We start from the raw sequence: 17,917 nt of genomic DNA, 5'->3' as shown, positions 1-17,917 counted from the left end.
CCGGGACGTCTCCTCGGCAGGCGCGGGAACGGGGTCTGCCGCGTTCAGTACGGGCCACATGCCCTCCGCGTTCACCCGCTCGGCACCCCTCTGCGGATCCGGTGCGGGGCACGGACCGGTCAGGCGGTTTTGAACAGCGCCCCCGTGCCGCGCCCGCTCAGTGTGCCGGATGCCTCGCGTCGGAGTGCCAACGGCCGGGCGATTGTTCCTTCTTGGCTTCCGGAAACGTTTCTGTGCGGGAGAGGGCGTGCGTTGTGACGCCATCCGTTTGCGAAACGTCAGGTCCCGGGGATCTCTCGCACGGGCGCGCGACGGGCCTCGGATTTCCCTGTCCGACCCCCCGACTCTCTTTGCTGCCCGGTGAGTTATCGTATGCGTGGGGTCAAAACAAACCGCGTGTCCCGTTCGGAAGAGCGGCGAGGAGGGGTGAGCCGATGGCGAGGCAGTTACGCGCTGAGCAGACCCGGACGACGATCATCACGGCCGCCGCCGATCTGTTCGACCGGCAGGGCTACGAGTCCACCAGCCTGAGCGACATCGTCGGCCACGCGCAGGTCACCAAGGGGGCGCTGTACTTCCACTTCGCCGCCAAGGAGGACCTGGCGCACGCCATCCTGGAACTCCAGGCCAAGGCGTCACAGCAGGCGGTGGCGGACGTCGAGGGTCGGGGCTACTCCTCGCTCGAGGCTCTGATGCGCGCCACGTTCGCCGTCGCCCGGCTGGCCGTGGACGACCCGGTGCCGCGCGCCGGACTGCGCCTCGCCACCGCGGACGTCGTGGTACGGCCGCCGTTGAGGCACCCGTTCAACGAGTGGCTGGAATTCGCCACTCGTAAGTTCGGCGGTGCCGTCAAGGAGGCCGATGTGCATCCCGAGACCGACGCCGGTGTCGTCGCCCACTCCCTCGTCTGCTTCTTCGTCGGCACCCGGGTCGCCGGCCGCTCGCTCGAACCTGTCGGACGGCTGCCCCGCAGGGTCGCCGAGATGTGGCATCTGATGGTCCGGGGCCTGGTGCCGGTGCACCGCCGCCCCCGCTATCTGGCCCTCGCCACGCAGCTGGAGCGGGAGATCAGAACCTGCTGAACCGCGCGATACGGTGACGGGCATGCCCGACACCCCCTCCGCGCCCGTGATCCTCGGCGACGAACCCGGCTCGTTCCCGCACAGCGTGCTGGCCGAGCGGCACCCCGCGATCATCCAGCAGGTGCGGGAGGCCTTCCCGTACGGTCCCGGGCAGCACCGCGCGCTGGACGAGCTGCTGGAGAGCTGCACCGGGGGCGTGATCGAGCCGTTGCCCGAGGACGCGGGTGACCGGGAGCTGTGGCGCGCCTGGGGGCTGGACGACCGAGCCGGGCGCTCCTGGTTCGACGTGCCGTGGCTGTGGTCCGAGAGCTACTTCTACCGCCGGCTGCTCGACGCCGTCGGCTACTTCGGCCCGGGCGCCTGGCAGGGCATCGACCCCTTCCGCCCGTTCAAGCGTGCCGAGCTCGACGCCCCGGAGACCGGTGAGGAGCTGGCCGCGCTCGACGCGCTCCAGGACCGGCCGGAGCGGGAGCGGGCCCTCGCCCTGCTGCACGGCTCGCTCTGGGGCAACCGCGCCGACCTCGGCTTCCGCCTGTCCGCCGAGGGTGCCGAGGCCGCGGAACCGGTTCCCGCACTGGTCGCCGACGACAGCGAGACCCTGTGGTCGCTGCTGCCGCCCTCCGGTACGGGCACGCTCGTCCTCGTCGCGGACAACGCGGGCCGCGAACTCGTCCCCGACCTGCTCCTGATCGCCCATCTCCTCACCGAGGGGCGGATCGGCCGGGCGGTCCTGCACGTCAAGCCGTACCCGTACTACGTCTCCGACGCCACCACCGCCGACGTGGTCGACGCGCTGCGGCGCCTCGTCGCGGCGCCGGGCGCGGCCGCCGGGTACGGACGCGTGCTCTGGACGGCCATGGCCGACGGCCGCCTCACGGTACGTGCCCACCCCTTCTCCTGCGCCCCGCTGCCGTATGCCGACCAGCCGGACGACCTGCGTGCGGAGTTCGCCGCGGCCGCGCTGACCTTGGTCAAGGGAGACCTCAACTACCGCCGCCTGGTGGGCGACCGGCTGTGGCCGCCCACCACCCCCTTCCACGAGGTCACCGCGTACTTCCCCGGCCCGGTCGCCGCCCTGCGCACCCTGAAGTCCGACGTGATCATCGGCCTGACCGCCGCCACCGAGACCGCCCTGGTCGCCGCGGAGGGCCGGCGCTGGCGCACCGGCGGCACGCACGCGCTGATCCAGGTCAACGCCTCACGTCAGGTGCAGAGGCAGTGATTTGAGGCCGTTGATGAAGTTGGACACGAGCCGCCCGGGCGGTCCGGCGAGGCGCGGACCGGGCAGTGCACGCAGCATCTCCTCGTGGAGCAACCGCAGTTGCAGCCGGGCGAAATGGGCACCCAGGCACACATGAGGGCCGTCCCCGAACGACACGTGCGGGTTGGGAGTGCGGGCGAGGTCCAGCCGGTCGGGTTCGGCGAAGACCCGCTCGTCACGGTTGGCCGAGGCGTGGAACACCACGACCTTGTCGCCCGCCCGGATCCTGCGGCCCGCCAGCTCGGTGTCCTCGGCGGCCGTCCGGCGGAAGGTCAGTACGGGCGGATGCCAGCGCAGCAACTCCTCCACCGCGGAAGCGACTCCGACCTTCCCGGCGCGCAGCAGCTCGTACGCCCGCGGATGCTCGGCCAGGGCCAGCAGCCCGCCCGGGGCCGCGCCGCGCACGGTGTCGTTGCCGGCGACGGTGAGCAGGAAGAAGAACATCTCCAGTTCGACGCCGGCGAGTTCCGCGTCGTGGGCCAGCGTCGTGAGGATGTCGTCCGCGGGATACCTGCGTTTGTACGCGGCCAGCTGCCGGGCGTAGTCGAACATGTCCCGCAGCATCGCGGGGGAACGCGGGTTCACCGGCTTGCCCGCCTCGTCCAGCACCGGAGCACCGGCCTCGTCGGGGTCCTGGTAGCCGATGACCCGCTGCGTCCAGTGCAGCAGCAGCCGCCGGTCGCTCTCCGGCACACCCAGCAGATCCGCCAGATTGAGCAGGGCGTACTCGTCGGTGACGGCGGCCACCACATCGATCGTGCCGTCGCCCGACCGGGCCTCGTCCAGCGCCCGGGCGAGCAGGGTGCGGGCCCGCTCGCGCGCGACGGCCGCGAACCGGTCGACGCGCCCCGGAGTGAACGCACGGCTCACCAGACGCCGCAACCGGCCGTGCCCCGGTGGGTCCTGATTGAGCATCATCCGCCGGATGAACGGCAGATCGTCGGGGTCGGGGTCGCGGATCTGGGTCGCCCCGATGTACGAGGAGTACGTCGCCGAGTCCTTGAGCACGCGCACCACGTCGGCGTGCCGGGTCACCGCCCAGAAGCCGGGCCCGGCCGGCCAGCCCAGCACCTCGGGCTCTTCCTGCCGCACCACCGGGTGGTGGTCGCGCAGCACCCGGTAGTCGGCGTACGGCACCCCGGCCGCGTACCGGCGCGGGTCGAAGACGTCCGGCACCGATGGCGCCTCGCGTACGCTCACGCCGGCTCGCCCTCGTCGGCGGTCTCCGCCCGCAGGAAGTCCTCCACCGTGCGGATCAGCTCCAACGGGGTCTCGTCCATGGCGTAGTGCCCGGCGCACGGCAGGACGGCGAGCCGGCCGCGCGGATACCAGGACATCCAGGTCTCCCGCAGCAGCGCCGGGGACAGCGCCGGATCGAGTTCCCCGGCCACCGCCAGCGCGGGCACCTCCGAGCCCTCGACGTCCGCGCGGAAGTCGTCCCCCGCCCAGGAGTCGAGCCAGGCACGGAAGGCCTTCGCGTCGCTGCGCTCCAGCGAGCGGTCCACCATCCGGTCGAGCCAGGCCGCGGGACGGTGGCCACCGGTGGTGAAGTCGATGATCGCGCGCCGGTTCTCCGGCCTGTGCGCGGCGTCCGCGAACAGCACGCCCTGCTCGCCGGGCAGCGGCAGCCCCGAGGCGGGCACGGGGGAGACACCGACGATCCGGCGCAGCCGGTGCGGGGCGACGGACAGCAGCCGCTGTGCCACCGCGCCGCCCATGGAGTGCCCTATCACCGAGAACCGCTCCCAGCCCAGCCGGTCGGCCAGCTCCACCAGGTCCACGGCCGCCTCGGTCGTCGTGTACGAGCCCACGGCGTCCCGTGCCTCGCCGTAGCCGCGCAGGTCGACCAGCGCGTAGGTGAGGGCGGTGCGGTCGAGATCCGGCAGGACGGCCGCGTAGGCGGACCGGTCGGCGAACCAGCCGTGCACGGCGAACACCTTGTGGGCGCCGTCGCCGTGCACCTCATGGGGCAGCACGAAGGAGGTCATGCGCCTACCGTGGCCCCCGGGCGGGGGCTCGGCAAGGGTGCGTACGGGGCATACCCACGGGCGCCCTGGTGTTGTATCAACGCCACGGAGTGCCGGGGAAGTTCGCCGTTTCGACGTGATTCACGCGATGGTGTGATCATGAACCGCGCGGCGGATGGCCCCTCCGGACCCCGGGTAGGGCCCGGCCATGACGCAGCCGTTCGAACTCCCGCACTTCTACATGCCGTATCCCGCGCGGCTCAACCCCCATGTCGACGGGGCGCGTGCCCACTCGACGGCGTGGGCGCGCGAGATGGGCATGCTGGAGGGCTCCGGGATCTGGGAGCAGGCCGACCTGGAGGCGCACGACTACGGGCTCCTGTGCGCGTACACCCACCCCGACTGCGACGGACCTGCGCTCTCACTGATCACCGACTGGTACGTCTGGGTGTTCTTCTTCGACGACCACTTCCTGGACATGTACAAGCGCACCCCGGACCGCGCCGCCGGCAAGGCCCACCTGGACCGTCTGCCGCTGTTCATGCCGTTGGACCCCACGACCCCCGTGCCGAAGCCGGAGAACCCGGTCGAGGCGGGCCTCGCCGACCTGTGGGCGCGCACGGTGCCGTCGATGTCCCCCGACTGGCGCCGGCGCTTCTCCGTCGCCACCGAGCACCTGCTCAACGAGTCCATGTGGGAGCTGTCCAACATCAACGAGGGGCGGATCGCCAACCCGGTCGAGTACATCGAGATGCGCCGCAAGGTCGGCGGCGCCCCCTGGTCGGCGGGGCTCGTGGAGTACGCGACCGCCGAGGTGCCCGCCGCCGTCGCCGGGACCCGGCCGCTCCGGGTGCTCATGGAGACGTTCTCCGACGCGGTCCACCTGCGCAACGACCTCTTCTCGTACCAGCGGGAGGTCGAGGACGAGGGTGAGAACAGCAACGGCGTGCTCGTGCTGGAGACGTTCTTCGGCTGCACCACCCAGGAGGCCGCCGAGACCGTCAACGACATCCTCACCTCGCGCCTGCACCAGTTCGAGCACACCGCCCTCACCGAAGTGCCCGCCGTCGCCCTGGAGAAGGGGCTGCGGCACGACGAGGTCGCCGCGGTGGCCGCCTACACCAAGGGACTCCAGGACTGGCAGTCCGGCGGCCACGAGTGGCACCTGCGCTCCAGCCGCTACATGAACGAGGGCGCGCGCTCCGGCTCGCCCTGGCAGCTTCGAAGCGGCCCCGGCACCTCCGCCGCCGACGTCGGCGCCCTGCTCGCCTCGGCCGCCGCCGAACGTCTGCGCGCCTACTCCCACCTGCCGTTCCAGAAGGTCGGCCCGTCCCGGCTGCCCGACTTCCACATGCCGTTCGCCCTCGAGTTGAGCCCGCACCTCGACGCCGCACGCCGCAACCTCGTCACCTGGTCGCACCGCATGGGCATCCTCAGGGAGGGCGTCTGGGACGAGGACAAGCTCGCCGCCTGCGACCTCGCCCTCTGCTCCGCGGGCCTGGACCCGGACGCCACCCCCGAGGCCCTCGACCTCAGCGCGCAGTGGCTCGCCTGGGGCACGTACGGCGACGACTACTACCCCCTGGTCCACGGGCACCGCCGGGACCTGGCCGCCGCCCGCCTGACCACGGCCCGGCTCTCCGAGTGCATGGCCGTGGAGGGCGCGCCGGCCCTGGTCCCGGGCAGCGCCATGGAGCGCGGGCTGATCGACCTGTGGACGCGTACGACGGCGGAGATGACCGTCGAACAGCGGCGCACCCTGAAGGCGGCCGTGGACAGGATGACCGAGAGCTGGGTGTGGGAGCTGTCCAACCAGCTGCAGAACCGCGTCCCCGACCCGGTCGACCACCTGGAGATGCGGCGCTCGACCTTCGGCTCCGACCTCACCCTGAGCCTGTGCCGCATGGGCCGTGGACCCGCGGTCGCGGCCGAGGTGTACCTCAGCGGTCCGGTGCGCTCCCTGGAGAACGCGGCCGTCGACTACGCCTGCCTCGTCAACGACGTCTTCTCGTACCAGAAGGAGATCGAGTACGAGGGCGAGATCCACAACGCCGTCCTCGTCGTGCAGAACTTCTTCGGCGTCGACCATCCGACCGCCCTCGGCGTCGTCCACGACCTGACGACCCAGCGCATGCGGCAGTTCGAGCACGTGATCGCACACGAACTGCCCGTCCTCTACGACGACTTCCAGCTGTCCGCGGAGGCACGCGCGGCCATGGACGGCTATGTCCTGGATCTGCAGAACTGGCTGGCGGGCATCCTGCACTGGCACCGGGAGGTCGACCGCTACAAGGCCGCGTACCTCGCCCGCCGTACCCACGGCTTCCTGCCCGACCGTGCGCCCGCCGCGCCGGCGCTCTCCCCGCGCTGAGGGGGCGAGGGTCACACGGGCTGAGCCGTCCCGGCCGCCGCGTGCTCGACCGCGGCTCGCGCCAGTGCCCGTACGACGGGGTGCGGGCGCGAGCCGTCTCCGGACAGCTCCGGCTGGAACAGGATGGCCTGTGCCTCGCCGACCTCGCCGACGCCCGGTGGCTCGACGCGGCCCTGCCGCTCGCCCACCTGCGCACCGCCGACGGCGGCGGCGCCTTCCGCCCCTGCCTGCGCTACGAGGGCACTGATCCACGCACCCTCACCGCACTCACCGCCGCGGGCCACGGCCTCACGCTGCTGCCCCGCTCGACGGCGACAGGCGTCCCGGGCACGGTCGCCGTACCGCTCGGCGCACCGCGGGTCGTCCACCGCACGGAACTCGTGCACGGCGGTGCGCCCGGCGGAGCGGCGGCCGAGGTGGTGCGAAGGCTGGTCCGCGCGGGCTGACGGTCGCGGGCGTCCACGGTGCGCGGTGCCCCCACGGCCATGACTACCCTCCGCCACCCTTCGGCCAGTCTCACTCGTTCGTGTCTCGTCGTGGACCGGCGCCCCGGGTAGACCACCTGCCGGAGGCGAGCGAACCATGGAACAGACTGCGTTGCGTCCCAAGCCGATGCCCGGTCAGGAACGGGGGGAGAAACGGGGAGAGAGCAGCACGACCGACACCGTCCGGCGTCCGCACGCCGCGCGCCGGCGCGGCCGTCGGATCAGGACCGTGCTGGTCGGGCTGTTCACCGGCACCGTCCTGGTGCTCTGCGGGGTAGGCCTCGGCACGGTCGGCGCCACGGTGATCGGCATGAGCAGGCTGGCCGAACTGCGAGGCCAGGTCCCACCGCCAGGCCCCTCGGCCCACCCCGCTCCCTCCGCCTCGCAGGGCGGCCCCGCCGAGGCTCCGGCCGGCGCCACCCTGGGCGTGGAGGCCGTGGACGCGGGGAAGCCCGGCGCCCTGGTGGTGGGCGTCCACGTGCCCGGCCCCGGCTACACGGCGGGCCTGGTCCGCGGCGACGTCCTGCTGCAGTTCGGCGGCGCCCGCGTCGACACGGCCGCCGACCTGGCCCGAGCCGTCGCCCACGCCCGCCCCGGAACCGGGGTGACCCTCACCGTGCGCCACCGCAGCGGCGGCTACCAGCAGCTGACGGTCGTTCCGGGCGTGGTGACCTGAGAGGATCCGGGAAGCCGTCCCACGGGATCCGGAAACCCGTTGGTCGCACCCCGCCCCACGCGCCATGATGGCCCCATGCCGCGCCTCCTCCCGGCGGTCCCCGCCCGTGGGACCCCGCGACCGGCTCGCGCCGCCCTGCCCGGCCGGGCAGGATGCTGCCCGAGACCGCTTCGCACCCTCGACCGCGCTCGGAGGCCCGGATGACCGGTAGTACGCCCGCGCCCTTCACCGCCGACGACTACGGGGCCCGTATGGAGCGTGCCGCGCGCTCCGCCGCCGACGCCGGCCTCGCGGGACTGCTCGTGGCCCCGGGACCGGACATGGTGTGGCTGACCGGCTACACGCCCACCGCGGTCACCGAACGGCTCACCGTGCTGGTCCTCACCCCCGACCGCGACCCCGTGCTCGTCGTGCCCACCCTGGAGGCGCCGGACGCCGAGCACGCGGTCGGCGCGTCCGCACTCACCCTGCGCGACTGGACCGACGGCAAGGACCCCTACGCCGTCACCGCCGCCCTCCTCGACGACCGCGGGCGCTTCGTCATCAGCGACAACACCTGGGCGATGCACCTGCTGGGCCTGCAGCGCACCCTGCCCGACAGCACCTACGCCTCCCTCACCGACGCCCTGCCCATGCTGCGCGCCGTCAAGGACGCTGCCGAACTGGAACTCCTGGCAGCCGCCGGAGCGGCTGCCGACGCGACGTTCGAGGAGATCCGGAAGGTTCCCTTCGCCGGGCGCCGCGAGTCCGACGTCGGCCACGACCTCGCCGACCTGCTGCGCCGCTTCGGGCACTCCCAGGTGGACTTCACCATCGTCGGCTCGGGCCCCAACGGCGCCAACCCGCACCACGAGGTCGGCGACCGCGTCATCCAGCGGGGCGACATGGTCGTCCTCGACTTCGGCGGTCTCAAGGACGGGTACGGCTCCGACACCACCCGCACGGTCCACGTGGGCGAGCCGACCGAGGAGGAGCGCACCGTCCACGACATCGTGCGCGCCGCACAGGAGGCCGGTTTCCGGGCCGTGCGGCCGGGCGTGGCCTGTCAGGAGGTCGACCGCGCCGCCCGCGCGGTGATCACCGAGGCGGGCTACGGCGAGTACTTCATCCACCGCACCGGGCACGGCATCGGCGTCACCACGCACGAGCCGCCGTACATGATCGAGGGCGAGGAGCAGCCCCTGGTGCCCGGCATGTGCTTCTCCGTGGAACCCGGCATCTACCTGCCCGGCCGCTTCGGGGTGCGCATCGAGGACATCGTCACGGTGACCCCGGACGGTGGCCGCCGCCTCAACGACACCACCCGTGAGATGGTCATAGTGGACTGACAGGACCAGGAGACACACCCTCGACGACCTCCCGGAACGGCTGCACGCGACCCATGACCCAGGCACCGACACCCACCGCGGACACCGTCCGCAGACTGGTCCGTTCGCTGCTCAAGGAGAGCAAGGGGACCGCGAACGGCACCGAGGGACCCGACGTCCGGCCCGTCGCCGAGGGCCGGGAGCACACCTGGTGGGTCGGCACCCGCCATGTGCTGCGCCTCGCCCCCGACCGCGACGCCTCGGCCCGGCGCCGCCGGGAACTGCGCCTGCGCGACCTGGTCCGCCCGCACGTGCCCGTCGCCGTCCCCACCAGCGTCGCCCACGGCGACTGGGCGCCCGGCCTCGCCTACACCCTCGACACCTTGGTGCCCGGCGGCACCGCCGACGAGCACGACGTCTCCGCCGTCGGCGAGGCCGACCTCGCGGGGCTGCTCGGCGGGCTGCGCGACGTGCCCGTCCGGCAGGTCGAGACGCTCGGCGTGCCGCGCACCGCCCCGCGCTCCCTGGAGGCGCTGCGCCGGATGGCCGTGCACTCGGCCGAACGGCTCGCCGCCGCCGACGAGTTCGACGCCGCCCGGCTGCACCAGCTCACCCCGCCCGGTGCCGCGCAGCTCGCCGCGCAGACCGGCACCGCCGTCCTCACCCACCACGGCCTCACCGGCGAGCACGTGGTGGTCAGTGCCGACGGGCGGGTGCGGGGCGTACTGGACTGGACCGAGGCGGCCCTCGGGGACCCCGCCGAGGACATCGCCGGGCTCGCCGTCGCCGTCGGCTCCCCGGCGGCCGTGCGCGCCGCCACCCTGGCCGGCTACGGCGCCCGCCCCTGCCTGCGCGGTCTGTGGCTCGCCCGCTGCGACACCGTCATCCGCCTCGCCGACCACCTCGAAGGCCGCGCCACCGGCTCCCTGCCCCTGCTGCGGGTCCAGCTGCGGCGGGTCTGGGAGCCGATCCTGCTGGAGCGGGTGACCGAGTTCAAGGACGACGAGACGGAGCCCTAGGGTTCGTCCAGGCGTCGCTCAGGGCTGGACGAAACCAGGGTTCGCCCGGACGTCGATCAGGGCTGGACCAGCACCACGCACGACTCCCCGGGCACCTGCAGCAATCCGTCCGGACCGGGGGCCTCCACCGGGTCCCAGGCCGCGAGGACCTGCGCCGGGCGGGTGCCCAGCGGGATCGCCGCCGGCTCCTTCCCCAGGTTCACCGCCACCCGCACGTCCCCGCGCCGGAACGCCAGCCAGCGACCCTCCTCGTCATGGGCGACCTTCGTGTCGGCCAGGTCGGGATCGGTGAGGTCCGGCTGTTCCCGGCGCAGTGCGATCAGCCGCCGGTACCAGTCCAGCACGCGCGCGTGGGGCTCCCGTTCCGGCTCCGACCAGTCCAGGCAGGACCGGTCCCTGGTCGCCGGGTCCTGCGGGTCCGGTACGTCCTCCTCGGCCCACCCGTGCTGCGCGAACTCCCGCCGCCTGCCCCGCCGTACCGCCTCGGCCAGCTCCGGGTCCGTGTGGTCGGTGAAGAACTGCCAGGGCGTGCCGGCCGCCCACTCCTCGCCCATGAACAGCATCGGCGTGAACGGCGCGGTCAGGGTGAGTGCGGCCGCGCAGGCCAGCAGACCGGGGGAGAGCAGGGCCGAGAGACGGTCGCCCTGTGCGCGGTTGCCGACCTGGTCGTGGGTCTGGCTGTAGCCCAGCAGCCGGTGCCCGCCCACCCGGGCCCGGTCCAGCGGCCGGCCGTGACCACGGCCCCGGAAGGCCGAGTAGGTGCCGTCGTGGAAGTAGCCGCCGGTGAGCGTCTTGGCGAGCGCGGCGAGGGGGGCCCGCGCGAAGTCGGCGTAGTAGCCCTGGGACTCGCCGGACAGCGCGCTGTGGACGCAGTGGTGGAAGTCGTCGTTCCACTGCGCGTGCGCCCCGAGGCCGTTCTCCGCGCGCGGGGTGATGATCCGCGGGTCGTTCAGGTCGGACTCGGCGATCAGGAACAGCGGGCGGCCGAGTTCGCCCGCCAGGCCGTCCACGGCCGCCGAGAGCTCCTCCAGGAAGTGGCACGCACGCGTGTCGTGCAGCGCGTGCACCGCGTCCAGGCGCAGCCCGTCGATCCGGTAGTCCCGCAGCCAGGCCAGCGCGCTGCCCAGAAGAAACGCGCGCACCTCGTCCGAACCGGGCGCGTCCAGGTTCACCGCGGCGCCCCACGGCGTGTGGTGCGTGTCCGTGAAGTACGGCCCGAACAGCGGCAGATAGTTGCCCGACGGGCCCAAGTGGTTGTGCACGACGTCCAGCACGACACCCAGGCCGAGTCCATGCGCGCGGTCCACGAACCGCTTCAGCGCCTCGGGGCCGCCGTACGGCTCGTGCACGGCCCACGGCGACACCCCCTCGTACCCCCACCCGTGCCGCCCCGGGAAGGGGCAGAGCGGCATCAACTCCACGTGTGTGACACCCAGTTCCACCAGATGCTCGAGACGCCCGGCGGCGGCGTCCAAGGTGCCCTCGTGGGTGAACGTGCCCACGTGCAGCTCGTAGAGCACCGCTCCCGGCAGCTCCCGCCCCGTCCACGCGGTACGCCATGCGTACCGCCCGTGGTCGACGACCGCGCTCGGGCCGTCGGGACCGTCCGGCTGGCGGCGCGAGCGCGGGTCCGGCAGCACCGGACCGTCGTCCAGCGCGAATCCGTACCGCGAGCCGTCCCGTGCCTCGGCCTCCCCCGTCCACCAGCCGGCGCGCTCCGGAACACGTTCCAACGCGCGCGTGGCGCCGTCGCAATGGAGCGTCACTCGGTCTGCCTGCGGTGCCCACACCTCGAACTGCACGGACGGTTCCCCTTCGTCTGCTCACCGTGATGTAGTCCGTCCATGGTGCCGCGAAAGCGATCAATCCGCTTTCGAATCCGTCCTTTCCCGGCGGGTGTCGTGGAAGTACGCGGCCATGGGCACCGTTTTCCCCGTTTCTGGACACCGGGGGTTCACAGACCCGACAATCACCAGCGTGACGTCGTCCTTCGAGTTTCCCACCTATCCCGCGCGGCTGTCCGACGCGGAGCGCGACAAGGCGCTGCAGGTGCTGCGAGACGGCGTCGCCATGGGCCGGCTGTCGCACGACACCTTCGTGCGCCGCATGGAACTGGCCCTCGCCGCGCGCCGCGCCGACGAACTCGCCGCCCTCACCGCCGACCTGCCCCGCGAGAACCGTTTCTCCCGGGCGGTCCTCGGCACCGTCGAAGCCGTCTCCGGGTTCACCGTGCGGCTGCGCCGGGCCTGGCAGGCCGAGCGGCTGCCCAAGCTGCTGCTCCCGCAGGCGGCGGGCGGCCATCCGCTGCGCATAGGCCGCGACCCGGCGAACGGGCTGCGCCTGAACCACGAGACGGTCTCCCGCGTGCACGCCGAACTCCGCCGCCAGGGCGGCCTGTGGATCCTCAGGGACCTCGGCTCCACCAACGGGACCACGGTCAACGGCCGCCGGGTGGTCGGCGCCGTCGTGGTTCGCGAGGGCGACCAGGTCGGCTTCGGGCGGATCGCCTTCCGGCTGGCCACCCGCTGAGACACGCCCGCACGGGCGTACCGGCGCACGGCCGTACGCCCCGGCGGTCCCGTTCGGGTGAGCCGGGGTGGGGAAGGCGGCCCGTCGTGCCGATGCATCGGGAATGACGTACATCAACCGAGCGACAGCGGCCGCCGGCGCCCTGCTGGCCGCCGCCGGACTCCTTGCCGCGGGCCCGGCCCAGGCGGCTCCCCGGGACAGGCTTCCAGGCTCCTGGCTCTACCTCACCGTCACCCGCGGCGAAGCCGGCTCCGGCACCACGCGGGGCACGCTGCTGCTGTGCGAGCCGCCGCTGGGCCACCCGCACGCGGCCGAGGCGTGCGCCGAACTCGCGGCCGCCGGCGGTGACATCGCCCGCATCCCGCACGACAAGGACGTCTTCTGCCCGATGATCTACGCCCCCGTGACCGTCCACGCGCGCGGGCAGTGGAAGGGACGGCCGGTCGTGTACCAGGAGACGTACTCCAGCCGGTGCGTCATGAGCGTGCGCACAGGCTCGGTCTTCGCCCTGGACCGCTGACCCGGCTCCCCGCGGGCGCGGGGCGGGAAGGCCTCACGCCGCCTGTTCCCGCGCCTGCTGGGCCGCCACCAGGACCGTCCGGGACTGGTGCTCCACCTGGTGCTCCAACGGCACCCAGCGGGCCCGGAAACGCTCCGCGAAGGCCGCGCACCAGGAGGCGACGAGCTGTTCGAGTCCGGGTGCCGCCCGGTCGTCCGTCTCCTGCAGCACCCGCAGCAGCATCGCCGCCGCCCGCAGCGGCAGCCGCCGCCCGAATGCGTCCACGCTGCCGACGTACGCCATCGTCGTGCCGGCCGGCGGCGTGTGGATCCAGTCCTGCGCCAGGCCCGGTATCAGCTCCAGCGCCCACCGCGCGGCCCGCAGCAGCGGCCCGTCCGCGCCCTCCAGCCGGGGCAGCGACCCGGCGAGCACCCGCTCCACCTCCAGCGCGTCCCGCAGCAGCCGCTGTGCCAGGCGCCGCATCGCCGCCGCCGGCGCCGGGTGCGGCGCCGGGTCGTCCACCAGGTCGCTGGCCCACATCGGCACCTCCACCACCGCGGTCAGACCGCCGTAGCGGTGCGGGTGGTACCAGGTGCTGTGCCGTGCGTCGTCCGGCAGGCTCGGGTAGGCGACGCCGGTCCCCGGGCCCGGCATCACATGCACCCCGGGTCCCGAGGCCGGCCAGCCCGCGGCGTCCGCGGCGCCCGTCTCCACCGGAATGTGCAGCTGCGCCGCCGACTTGGCGAACGGCTCGGCGAGTCCCGGCACGTCCTTCGTCAACTGAACCCAGCTGCCGCCCAGGTCGGTGCCGTGCAGCGTCACCTGCAGATAGGGGCGCAGCTCGTCGATCACCCCGGTGAGCGCCCGGGTCTCGGGCGGCAGCCGGTCCGGCGGAAGCACCGCCGGCGACCACTCCGGCTGCTCCGCGCCCGTCGGCCGGTAGAAGCCGAGGTGGTAGTCGAGCAGGCTGCGCGGCGCCGGGGTCACGTGCAGGCTCGCGCCGTCCGGGTCCGCGCACAGCAGGAAGTGCCAGGAGGTACCGCTCCGCAACTCCCGCTCGGCCGACACCCGTTCGGCAAGCACGCGGAGGGTGGAGCCGCCCGCGGGTTCGTTGGCGTGGGCGCCCGCCACCACCAGCACCGCCCGGCCGGCGTGCCCCACCGAAAGCAGGTGCAGGGGCCGGCCGGCCCGTGAGACGCCCACCTGTCTGAGCGAACACAGCCCCGGTTCCCGAGCGGCCAGCGCCCTTGCGGTGGCAACCAGTTCGGGAACGCTGGGGTAGCGCTGCTCCGGCAGGAGACTCACCCCCGATTTGTCCGCCCTGCTTCGCCCTCCAAGTGCCGCACGGCGTGGGTGAACTGTCAAGCATCCGGCGGGGGAGGCTCCAGGGGGCGCCCGGACGCACACACCGGTGGCCGCCGCAAGCGCTGCGCTCCGTGCGCTCACTGCCGATGCGGGCCACGTCCCGCGAGCAGGGCGGGCCGCGTCACTCCTCGGACCCGGTCCGCTCCAGCAGCGCCACCGGCAGCCGCTCGAACAGGTCCGCCACGCGTGCGTGCCCGGTGAACTCCCGGCCCGGGGTCAGCACGTCCGCCCACCGCCCGGGCGGCAGCTCCAGCCCCGTCTCCCGCCAGCCGCCGGACTCCGCCAGCCGCAGCGACAGCCGGGTCACCGCCGTGACCACCTCGCCGGAGCGCGCGAACGCCACACAGTGCTCCGCAGCCGGCCCGTCCGCGGTGAGCGGGTCGTACGTCGCCGACGCGCCGAAGGCGCCGGGCCGCCGGGCGCGCAGCCGCAGCGCCGCCGCCGTCAGGGCGTCCTTCTCGCCGGGCGCCGCGGCGGGGAACGACACCGGCCGCCGGTTGTCCGGGTCCACCAGCGCCCGGTACTCGCTCTCCGTGCCCTGGTACACGTCCGGCACCCCCGGCATCGTCAGCTGGACCAGCGCGGTGCCCAGGACGTTCGCCCGGATGTGCGGCTCCAGCGCCTTGCGGAAGGCGGCCACGCGCTCGCCGGGCGGACCGCACGGCCCGGCCGCGACGAAGGCCGCCACCGCCTCCTCGTACGGCGGCTCCTGCTCCGTCCAGCTCGTGTACATGCCCGCCTCGCGCACATGCTTCAGCAGCGCCCCCTGGATCCGTTCCTCCTCCGCCGGCCCCAGCCCGAACACCGTCTGCCAGGCGGCCCAGGCCAGCTGCCCGTCCGGCACGCCCTCCTCGGGAAGGGTCACTTCGGCGAGCAACCCGGCCCAGCGGTCCGGGCATTCGGTGAGCACGGCCAGCGCCGCGCGCACATCGGCGCTGCGCTTGGTGTCGTGGGTGGAGACGACCGTGCCGGTGAGCGGCCAGTCGCGCTGCACGCGCGCGCAGTACGCGTGGAAGTCCTCCGGGGCCACCCCGGGCGCGCCCGGATCGCCGCCCACCTCGGCCGCCGACAGCAGCGGCACATAGCGGTAGAACGCCGTGTCCTCCACGGCCTTGGCGCGCAGCGCTGCCGCGGTCTGCGCGAACCGGGTCCGGAACTCCACCTTGTCGGCGTGGTCCGGTGCCGACCCGTCGCCCGGCTCCTCGACCAGCAGCCGGCGCACGATGTCGACGGCGTCGGCCTCCTCGGGCACCACGAAGGCCAGCCGGGCCTCCCCGGCGGCCGCCTCGGTGACGACGGCGGACGCGTCACCGGAGGCGTACGGCCGGTACACCGGCAACCGGACCAGCAACTCCTCCAGAGCGGTGCGCAGCGCCCAGGGCGCCCGGTCGCGCAGCGAGAGGTCCGGGGCGGCGGCGCACAGCCGGGCGGCCACCCGGGTGAGCCGGTCGGTCTCGGTGGCCAGCTCGTGCGTGAGCACCTTGTAGGCGGCCCGCCGCGCGGTGGCGTCCCAGTTGCCGCCCCGGTCCGTCTGCGGCGCCGCGAACGCCCGGTACCGTCCGAGCAGTTCGTACGCCCCGGTGCGGTCCGTGAACACGCCGTCGACCTGGCGCAGGGCGTCGTAGCCCGTGGTGCCCGCGACGGGCCAGGAGGAGGGCAGGCGCTCGCCGTCGGCGAGGATCTTCTCCACGACGGTCCAGCGCCCGCCGGTCGCCGCGTGCAGCCGCTCCAGGTAGCCGTCGGGATCCGCGAGACCGTCGGGATGGTCGATCCGCAGCCCGTCGACCACGCCCTCGCGCAGCAGCTGGAGGACCTTGGCGTGGGTGGCGTCGAACACCTCCGGGTCCTCCACGCGCAGCCCGATCAGTTCGGAGATGCTGAAGAAACGACGGTAGTTCAGCTCGGTTCGGGCCAGCCGCCACCACACCGGGCGGTACCACTGGGCGTCCAGCAGCAGGGGCAGCGGCAGGTTCTCGGTGCCCGCGCGGAGCGGGAAGGCGTGGTCGTGGTGGCGCAGCACGTCTCCGTCGACCACGAGGTGGTCCAGTTCCGCCCCGACCGGGCCACCGAGCACGGGCAGCAGCACGCGGCCGCCCTGCGCCTCCCAGTCGATGTCGAACCAGCGTGCGTAGGGCGACTCCGGCCCCTCGCGGAGCACCTCCCACAGGGCGCGGTTGTGGCGGGGCACCATGGCCATGTGGTTCGGCACGATGTCCACCACCAGACCCAGGCCGTGCTCCCGCGCGGTGTCCGCCAGCGCGCGCAGGCCCTCCTCACCGCCCAGTTCCTCGCGCACGCGCGCGTGGTCCACCACGTCGTAGCCGTGCATGGAGCCGGGGACGGCCTCCAGGACGGGGGAGAGGTGCAGGTGCGAGACGCCGAGCGACGCCAGATACGGTACGGCCGCGGCGGCGGCGGCGAACGGGAACGCGGGCTGGAGTTGCAGCCGGTAGGTGGCCGTGGGCACCTCCGGTCCGGGTCGCGCAGAAGTCATGGAAAGCTACGTACCCAGCCCGCCGTCTTTCGTGTCATCGACCCCTGCACGGACCCACGCACGCGTGTCTGGCTTCGAGCGATGGGAACACATGAGCGGTCCCGGACACGGCATGGACGACGCGGCGCGCTGGGCACGTATCGCGAGGTGATCGGCCTGACCGGGCCGCTGCTGCCGTGCCTGTCGTTCCTGGGACGGCTGCCGACCGCCACCATCCAGTTCGGCAGCGTGCTGCTCGTCGCCCGCACGAGCGGTTCGCCGGCCGCCGCCGGCCTGACCGGCGGTGCGCTCGCCCTCGGCCAGGTGGCCTGCGGCCCGCTGGTGGGGCGGCTCGCGGACCGGCACGGCCAGCAGACGGTCGTCCTCGCGTTCTCGCTCGCCGACGCGTTCGCCGTGGCCGGCCCTGGTCACCGGTGCCCTCGCCGGCCTGTCCACGGCCGCGCCGGCCGTCCTGGGGGCCGCGGCCGGTGCCACCGTGCCGCTCGTCGGCCCGCTGGCCCGCACCCGCCTGGTCGCCCTCGTCCGCCGCGCGGGCGCCCCCGAGCCCGTCGTCGGCGGCGCGCTCTCCTTCGAGAGCACGGCCGCGTTCGCGGCGGCGAGCACGGCGGTCGTGCTCGCCTGCGCCGTCGGGCTGACGGCACGCCCGACGGCGTACCGGTCACCGGCCGAACCCGCCCGACGCGCGCGGGTGCGCGACGCACGGCCCCGCCAGGAGGCCGGTCCGGACAGAAGGTAGCGCCGCTCCTCCGGACCGGAGATGCGGCCCCGTCGCGGCTGGGCCACGGCGGTGTGCCGCTCACTCGGTGCGCTCGTCCGGACCACGCTGCGGCACGGTTCAGCGGCCGTGGCCCGGCCCGGCTCC

General features: G+C 73.7%; 15 protein-coding genes. 10 read left to right on the top strand and 5 right to left on the bottom strand.

The genetic code is table 11. The annotated features are described in order from the left end of the window. Positions 1–434 precede the first annotated feature (434 nt). Both AC07CM_RS33330 and AC07CM_RS33325 read left to right on the top strand, forming a co-directional pair. Entirely contained in the window at positions 435–1,082 is a 648-nt protein-coding gene (locus AC07CM_RS33330) for a ScbR family autoregulator-binding transcription factor (protein WP_478880203.1), read from the top strand. A gap of 22 nt (positions 1,083–1,104) precedes the next feature. Next, on the top strand, positions 1,105–2,304 hold the full coding sequence (locus AC07CM_RS33325) for a damage-control phosphatase ARMT1 family protein (RefSeq protein ID WP_478880202.1): 1,200 nt from the start codon (positions 1,105–1,107) through the stop codon (positions 2,302–2,304). On the opposite strand, the gene AC07CM_RS33320 is transcribed toward AC07CM_RS33325, so the two are convergent. Both AC07CM_RS33320 and AC07CM_RS33315 read right to left on the bottom strand, forming a co-directional pair. After that, complete coding sequence (locus AC07CM_RS33320) at positions 2,281–3,543, bottom strand: cytochrome P450 (RefSeq protein ID WP_478880201.1); 1,263 nt, start codon at positions 3,541–3,543, stop codon at positions 2,281–2,283. The two genes, AC07CM_RS33325 and AC07CM_RS33320, sit on opposite strands and share 24 nt — an antisense overlap. After that, on the bottom strand, positions 3,540–4,331 hold the full coding sequence (locus AC07CM_RS33315; RefSeq protein WP_478880200.1) for an alpha/beta fold hydrolase: 792 nt from the start codon (positions 4,329–4,331) through the stop codon (positions 3,540–3,542). The genes AC07CM_RS33320 and AC07CM_RS33315 overlap by 4 nt, the downstream gene beginning before the upstream one ends. Positions 4,332–4,518: 187 nt before the next feature. Here AC07CM_RS33315 and cyc2 point away from each other — a divergent pair, with 187 nt between their 5' ends. The 5 genes from cyc2 (at position 4,519) to AC07CM_RS33290 (ending at position 10,168) form a co-directional block, all read left to right on the top strand. After that, positions 4,519–6,681 (top strand): germacradienol/geosmin synthase Cyc2, encoded by a 2,163-nt coding sequence (gene cyc2 / locus AC07CM_RS33310; RefSeq protein ID WP_478880199.1) that lies wholly within the window; start codon positions 4,519–4,521, stop codon positions 6,679–6,681. Between the two features lie 41 nt (positions 6,682–6,722). Further along, positions 6,723–7,127 carry a hypothetical protein gene (locus AC07CM_RS33305; RefSeq protein ID WP_478880289.1) on the top strand — a complete coding sequence of 135 codons (405 nt, stop codon included), beginning with the start codon at positions 6,723–6,725 and terminating at the stop codon, positions 7,125–7,127. Between the two features lie 136 nt (positions 7,128–7,263). Next, positions 7,264–7,842, top strand: coding sequence for a PDZ domain-containing protein (locus AC07CM_RS33300; RefSeq protein WP_478880198.1), 579 nt, complete (start codon positions 7,264–7,266; stop codon positions 7,840–7,842). A 200-nt stretch (positions 7,843–8,042) separates the two neighbouring features. After that, positions 8,043–9,170, top strand: a complete 1,128-nt coding sequence (locus tag AC07CM_RS33295) for an aminopeptidase P family protein (RefSeq protein ID WP_478880197.1) — start codon at positions 8,043–8,045, stop codon at positions 9,168–9,170. Positions 9,171–9,223: 53 nt separating this feature from the next. Next, positions 9,224–10,168, top strand: a complete 945-nt coding sequence (locus AC07CM_RS33290; RefSeq protein WP_478880196.1) for an aminoglycoside phosphotransferase family protein — start codon at positions 9,224–9,226, stop codon at positions 10,166–10,168. Positions 10,169–10,224: 56 nt separating this feature from the next. Here the strand turns inward: AC07CM_RS33290 and treZ are convergent, their stop codons facing one another. Continuing rightward, on the bottom strand, positions 10,225–11,970 hold the full coding sequence (gene treZ / locus AC07CM_RS33285; protein ID WP_478880195.1) for a malto-oligosyltrehalose trehalohydrolase: 1,746 nt from the start codon (positions 11,968–11,970) through the stop codon (positions 10,225–10,227). 175 nt (positions 11,971–12,145) lie between these two features. On the opposite strand from treZ, the gene AC07CM_RS33280 reads away from it, so the two are divergent. Beyond that, a complete protein-coding gene (locus tag AC07CM_RS33280) occupies positions 12,146–12,697 on the top strand; it encodes an FHA domain-containing protein (protein WP_478880194.1) in 552 nt (183 codons plus the stop codon). A gap of 103 nt (positions 12,698–12,800) precedes the next feature. Continuing rightward, positions 12,801–13,217: an SSI family serine proteinase inhibitor gene (locus AC07CM_RS33275; protein WP_478880193.1), complete on the top strand. Its 417-nt coding sequence runs from the start codon at positions 12,801–12,803 to the stop codon at positions 13,215–13,217. Between the two features lie 33 nt (positions 13,218–13,250). Here the strand turns inward: AC07CM_RS33275 and AC07CM_RS33270 are convergent, their stop codons facing one another. Both AC07CM_RS33270 and treY read right to left on the bottom strand, forming a co-directional pair. Next, entirely contained in the window at positions 13,251–14,501 is a 1,251-nt protein-coding gene (locus tag AC07CM_RS33270) for a M14 family zinc carboxypeptidase (RefSeq protein ID WP_478880192.1), read from the bottom strand. Positions 14,502–14,682: 181 nt separating this feature from the next. Continuing rightward, the gene (gene treY / locus AC07CM_RS33265; protein WP_478880191.1) at positions 14,683–17,055 is read right to left on the bottom strand and encodes a malto-oligosyltrehalose synthase; all 2,373 of its coding nucleotides are present in this window, start codon (positions 17,053–17,055) and stop codon (positions 14,683–14,685) included. A gap of 283 nt (positions 17,056–17,338) precedes the next feature. Between treY and AC07CM_RS33260 the strand changes: the two genes are divergently transcribed. Then, complete coding sequence (locus tag AC07CM_RS33260; RefSeq protein ID WP_478880190.1) at positions 17,339–17,791, top strand: hypothetical protein; 453 nt, start codon at positions 17,339–17,341, stop codon at positions 17,789–17,791. Positions 17,792–17,917 lie beyond the last annotated feature (126 nt).

Source organism: Streptomyces sp. NPDC044061 (genome assembly GCF_056434305.1).
Note: the sequence above shows the minus strand (reverse complement) of the source record. Positions and strands in the feature narration are given on the sequence as shown.

What these genes read in the sequence shown, in the direction of transcription:
- AC07CM_RS33275 (WP_478880193.1), top strand. Translation starts at nt 12,801, where the DNA reads ATGACGTACATCAACCGAGCGACAGCGGCCGCCGGCGCCCTGCTGGCC.
- AC07CM_RS33330 (WP_478880203.1), top strand. Translation starts at nt 435, where the DNA reads ATGGCGAGGCAGTTACGCGCTGAGCAGACCCGGACGACGATCATCACG.
- treY (WP_478880191.1), bottom strand. Translation starts at nt 17,055, where the DNA reads ATGACTTCTGCGCGACCCGGACCGGAGGTGCCCACGGCCACCTACCGG.
- cyc2 (WP_478880199.1), top strand. Translation starts at nt 4,519, where the DNA reads ATGACGCAGCCGTTCGAACTCCCGCACTTCTACATGCCGTATCCCGCG.
- AC07CM_RS33295 (WP_478880197.1), top strand. Translation starts at nt 8,043, where the DNA reads ATGACCGGTAGTACGCCCGCGCCCTTCACCGCCGACGACTACGGGGCC.
- AC07CM_RS33325 (WP_478880202.1), top strand. Translation starts at nt 1,105, where the DNA reads ATGCCCGACACCCCCTCCGCGCCCGTGATCCTCGGCGACGAACCCGGC.
- AC07CM_RS33315 (WP_478880200.1), bottom strand. Translation starts at nt 4,331, where the DNA reads ATGACCTCCTTCGTGCTGCCCCATGAGGTGCACGGCGACGGCGCCCAC.
- AC07CM_RS33290 (WP_478880196.1), top strand. Translation starts at nt 9,224, where the DNA reads ATGACCCAGGCACCGACACCCACCGCGGACACCGTCCGCAGACTGGTC.
- AC07CM_RS33300 (WP_478880198.1), top strand. Translation starts at nt 7,264, where the DNA reads ATGGAACAGACTGCGTTGCGTCCCAAGCCGATGCCCGGTCAGGAACGG.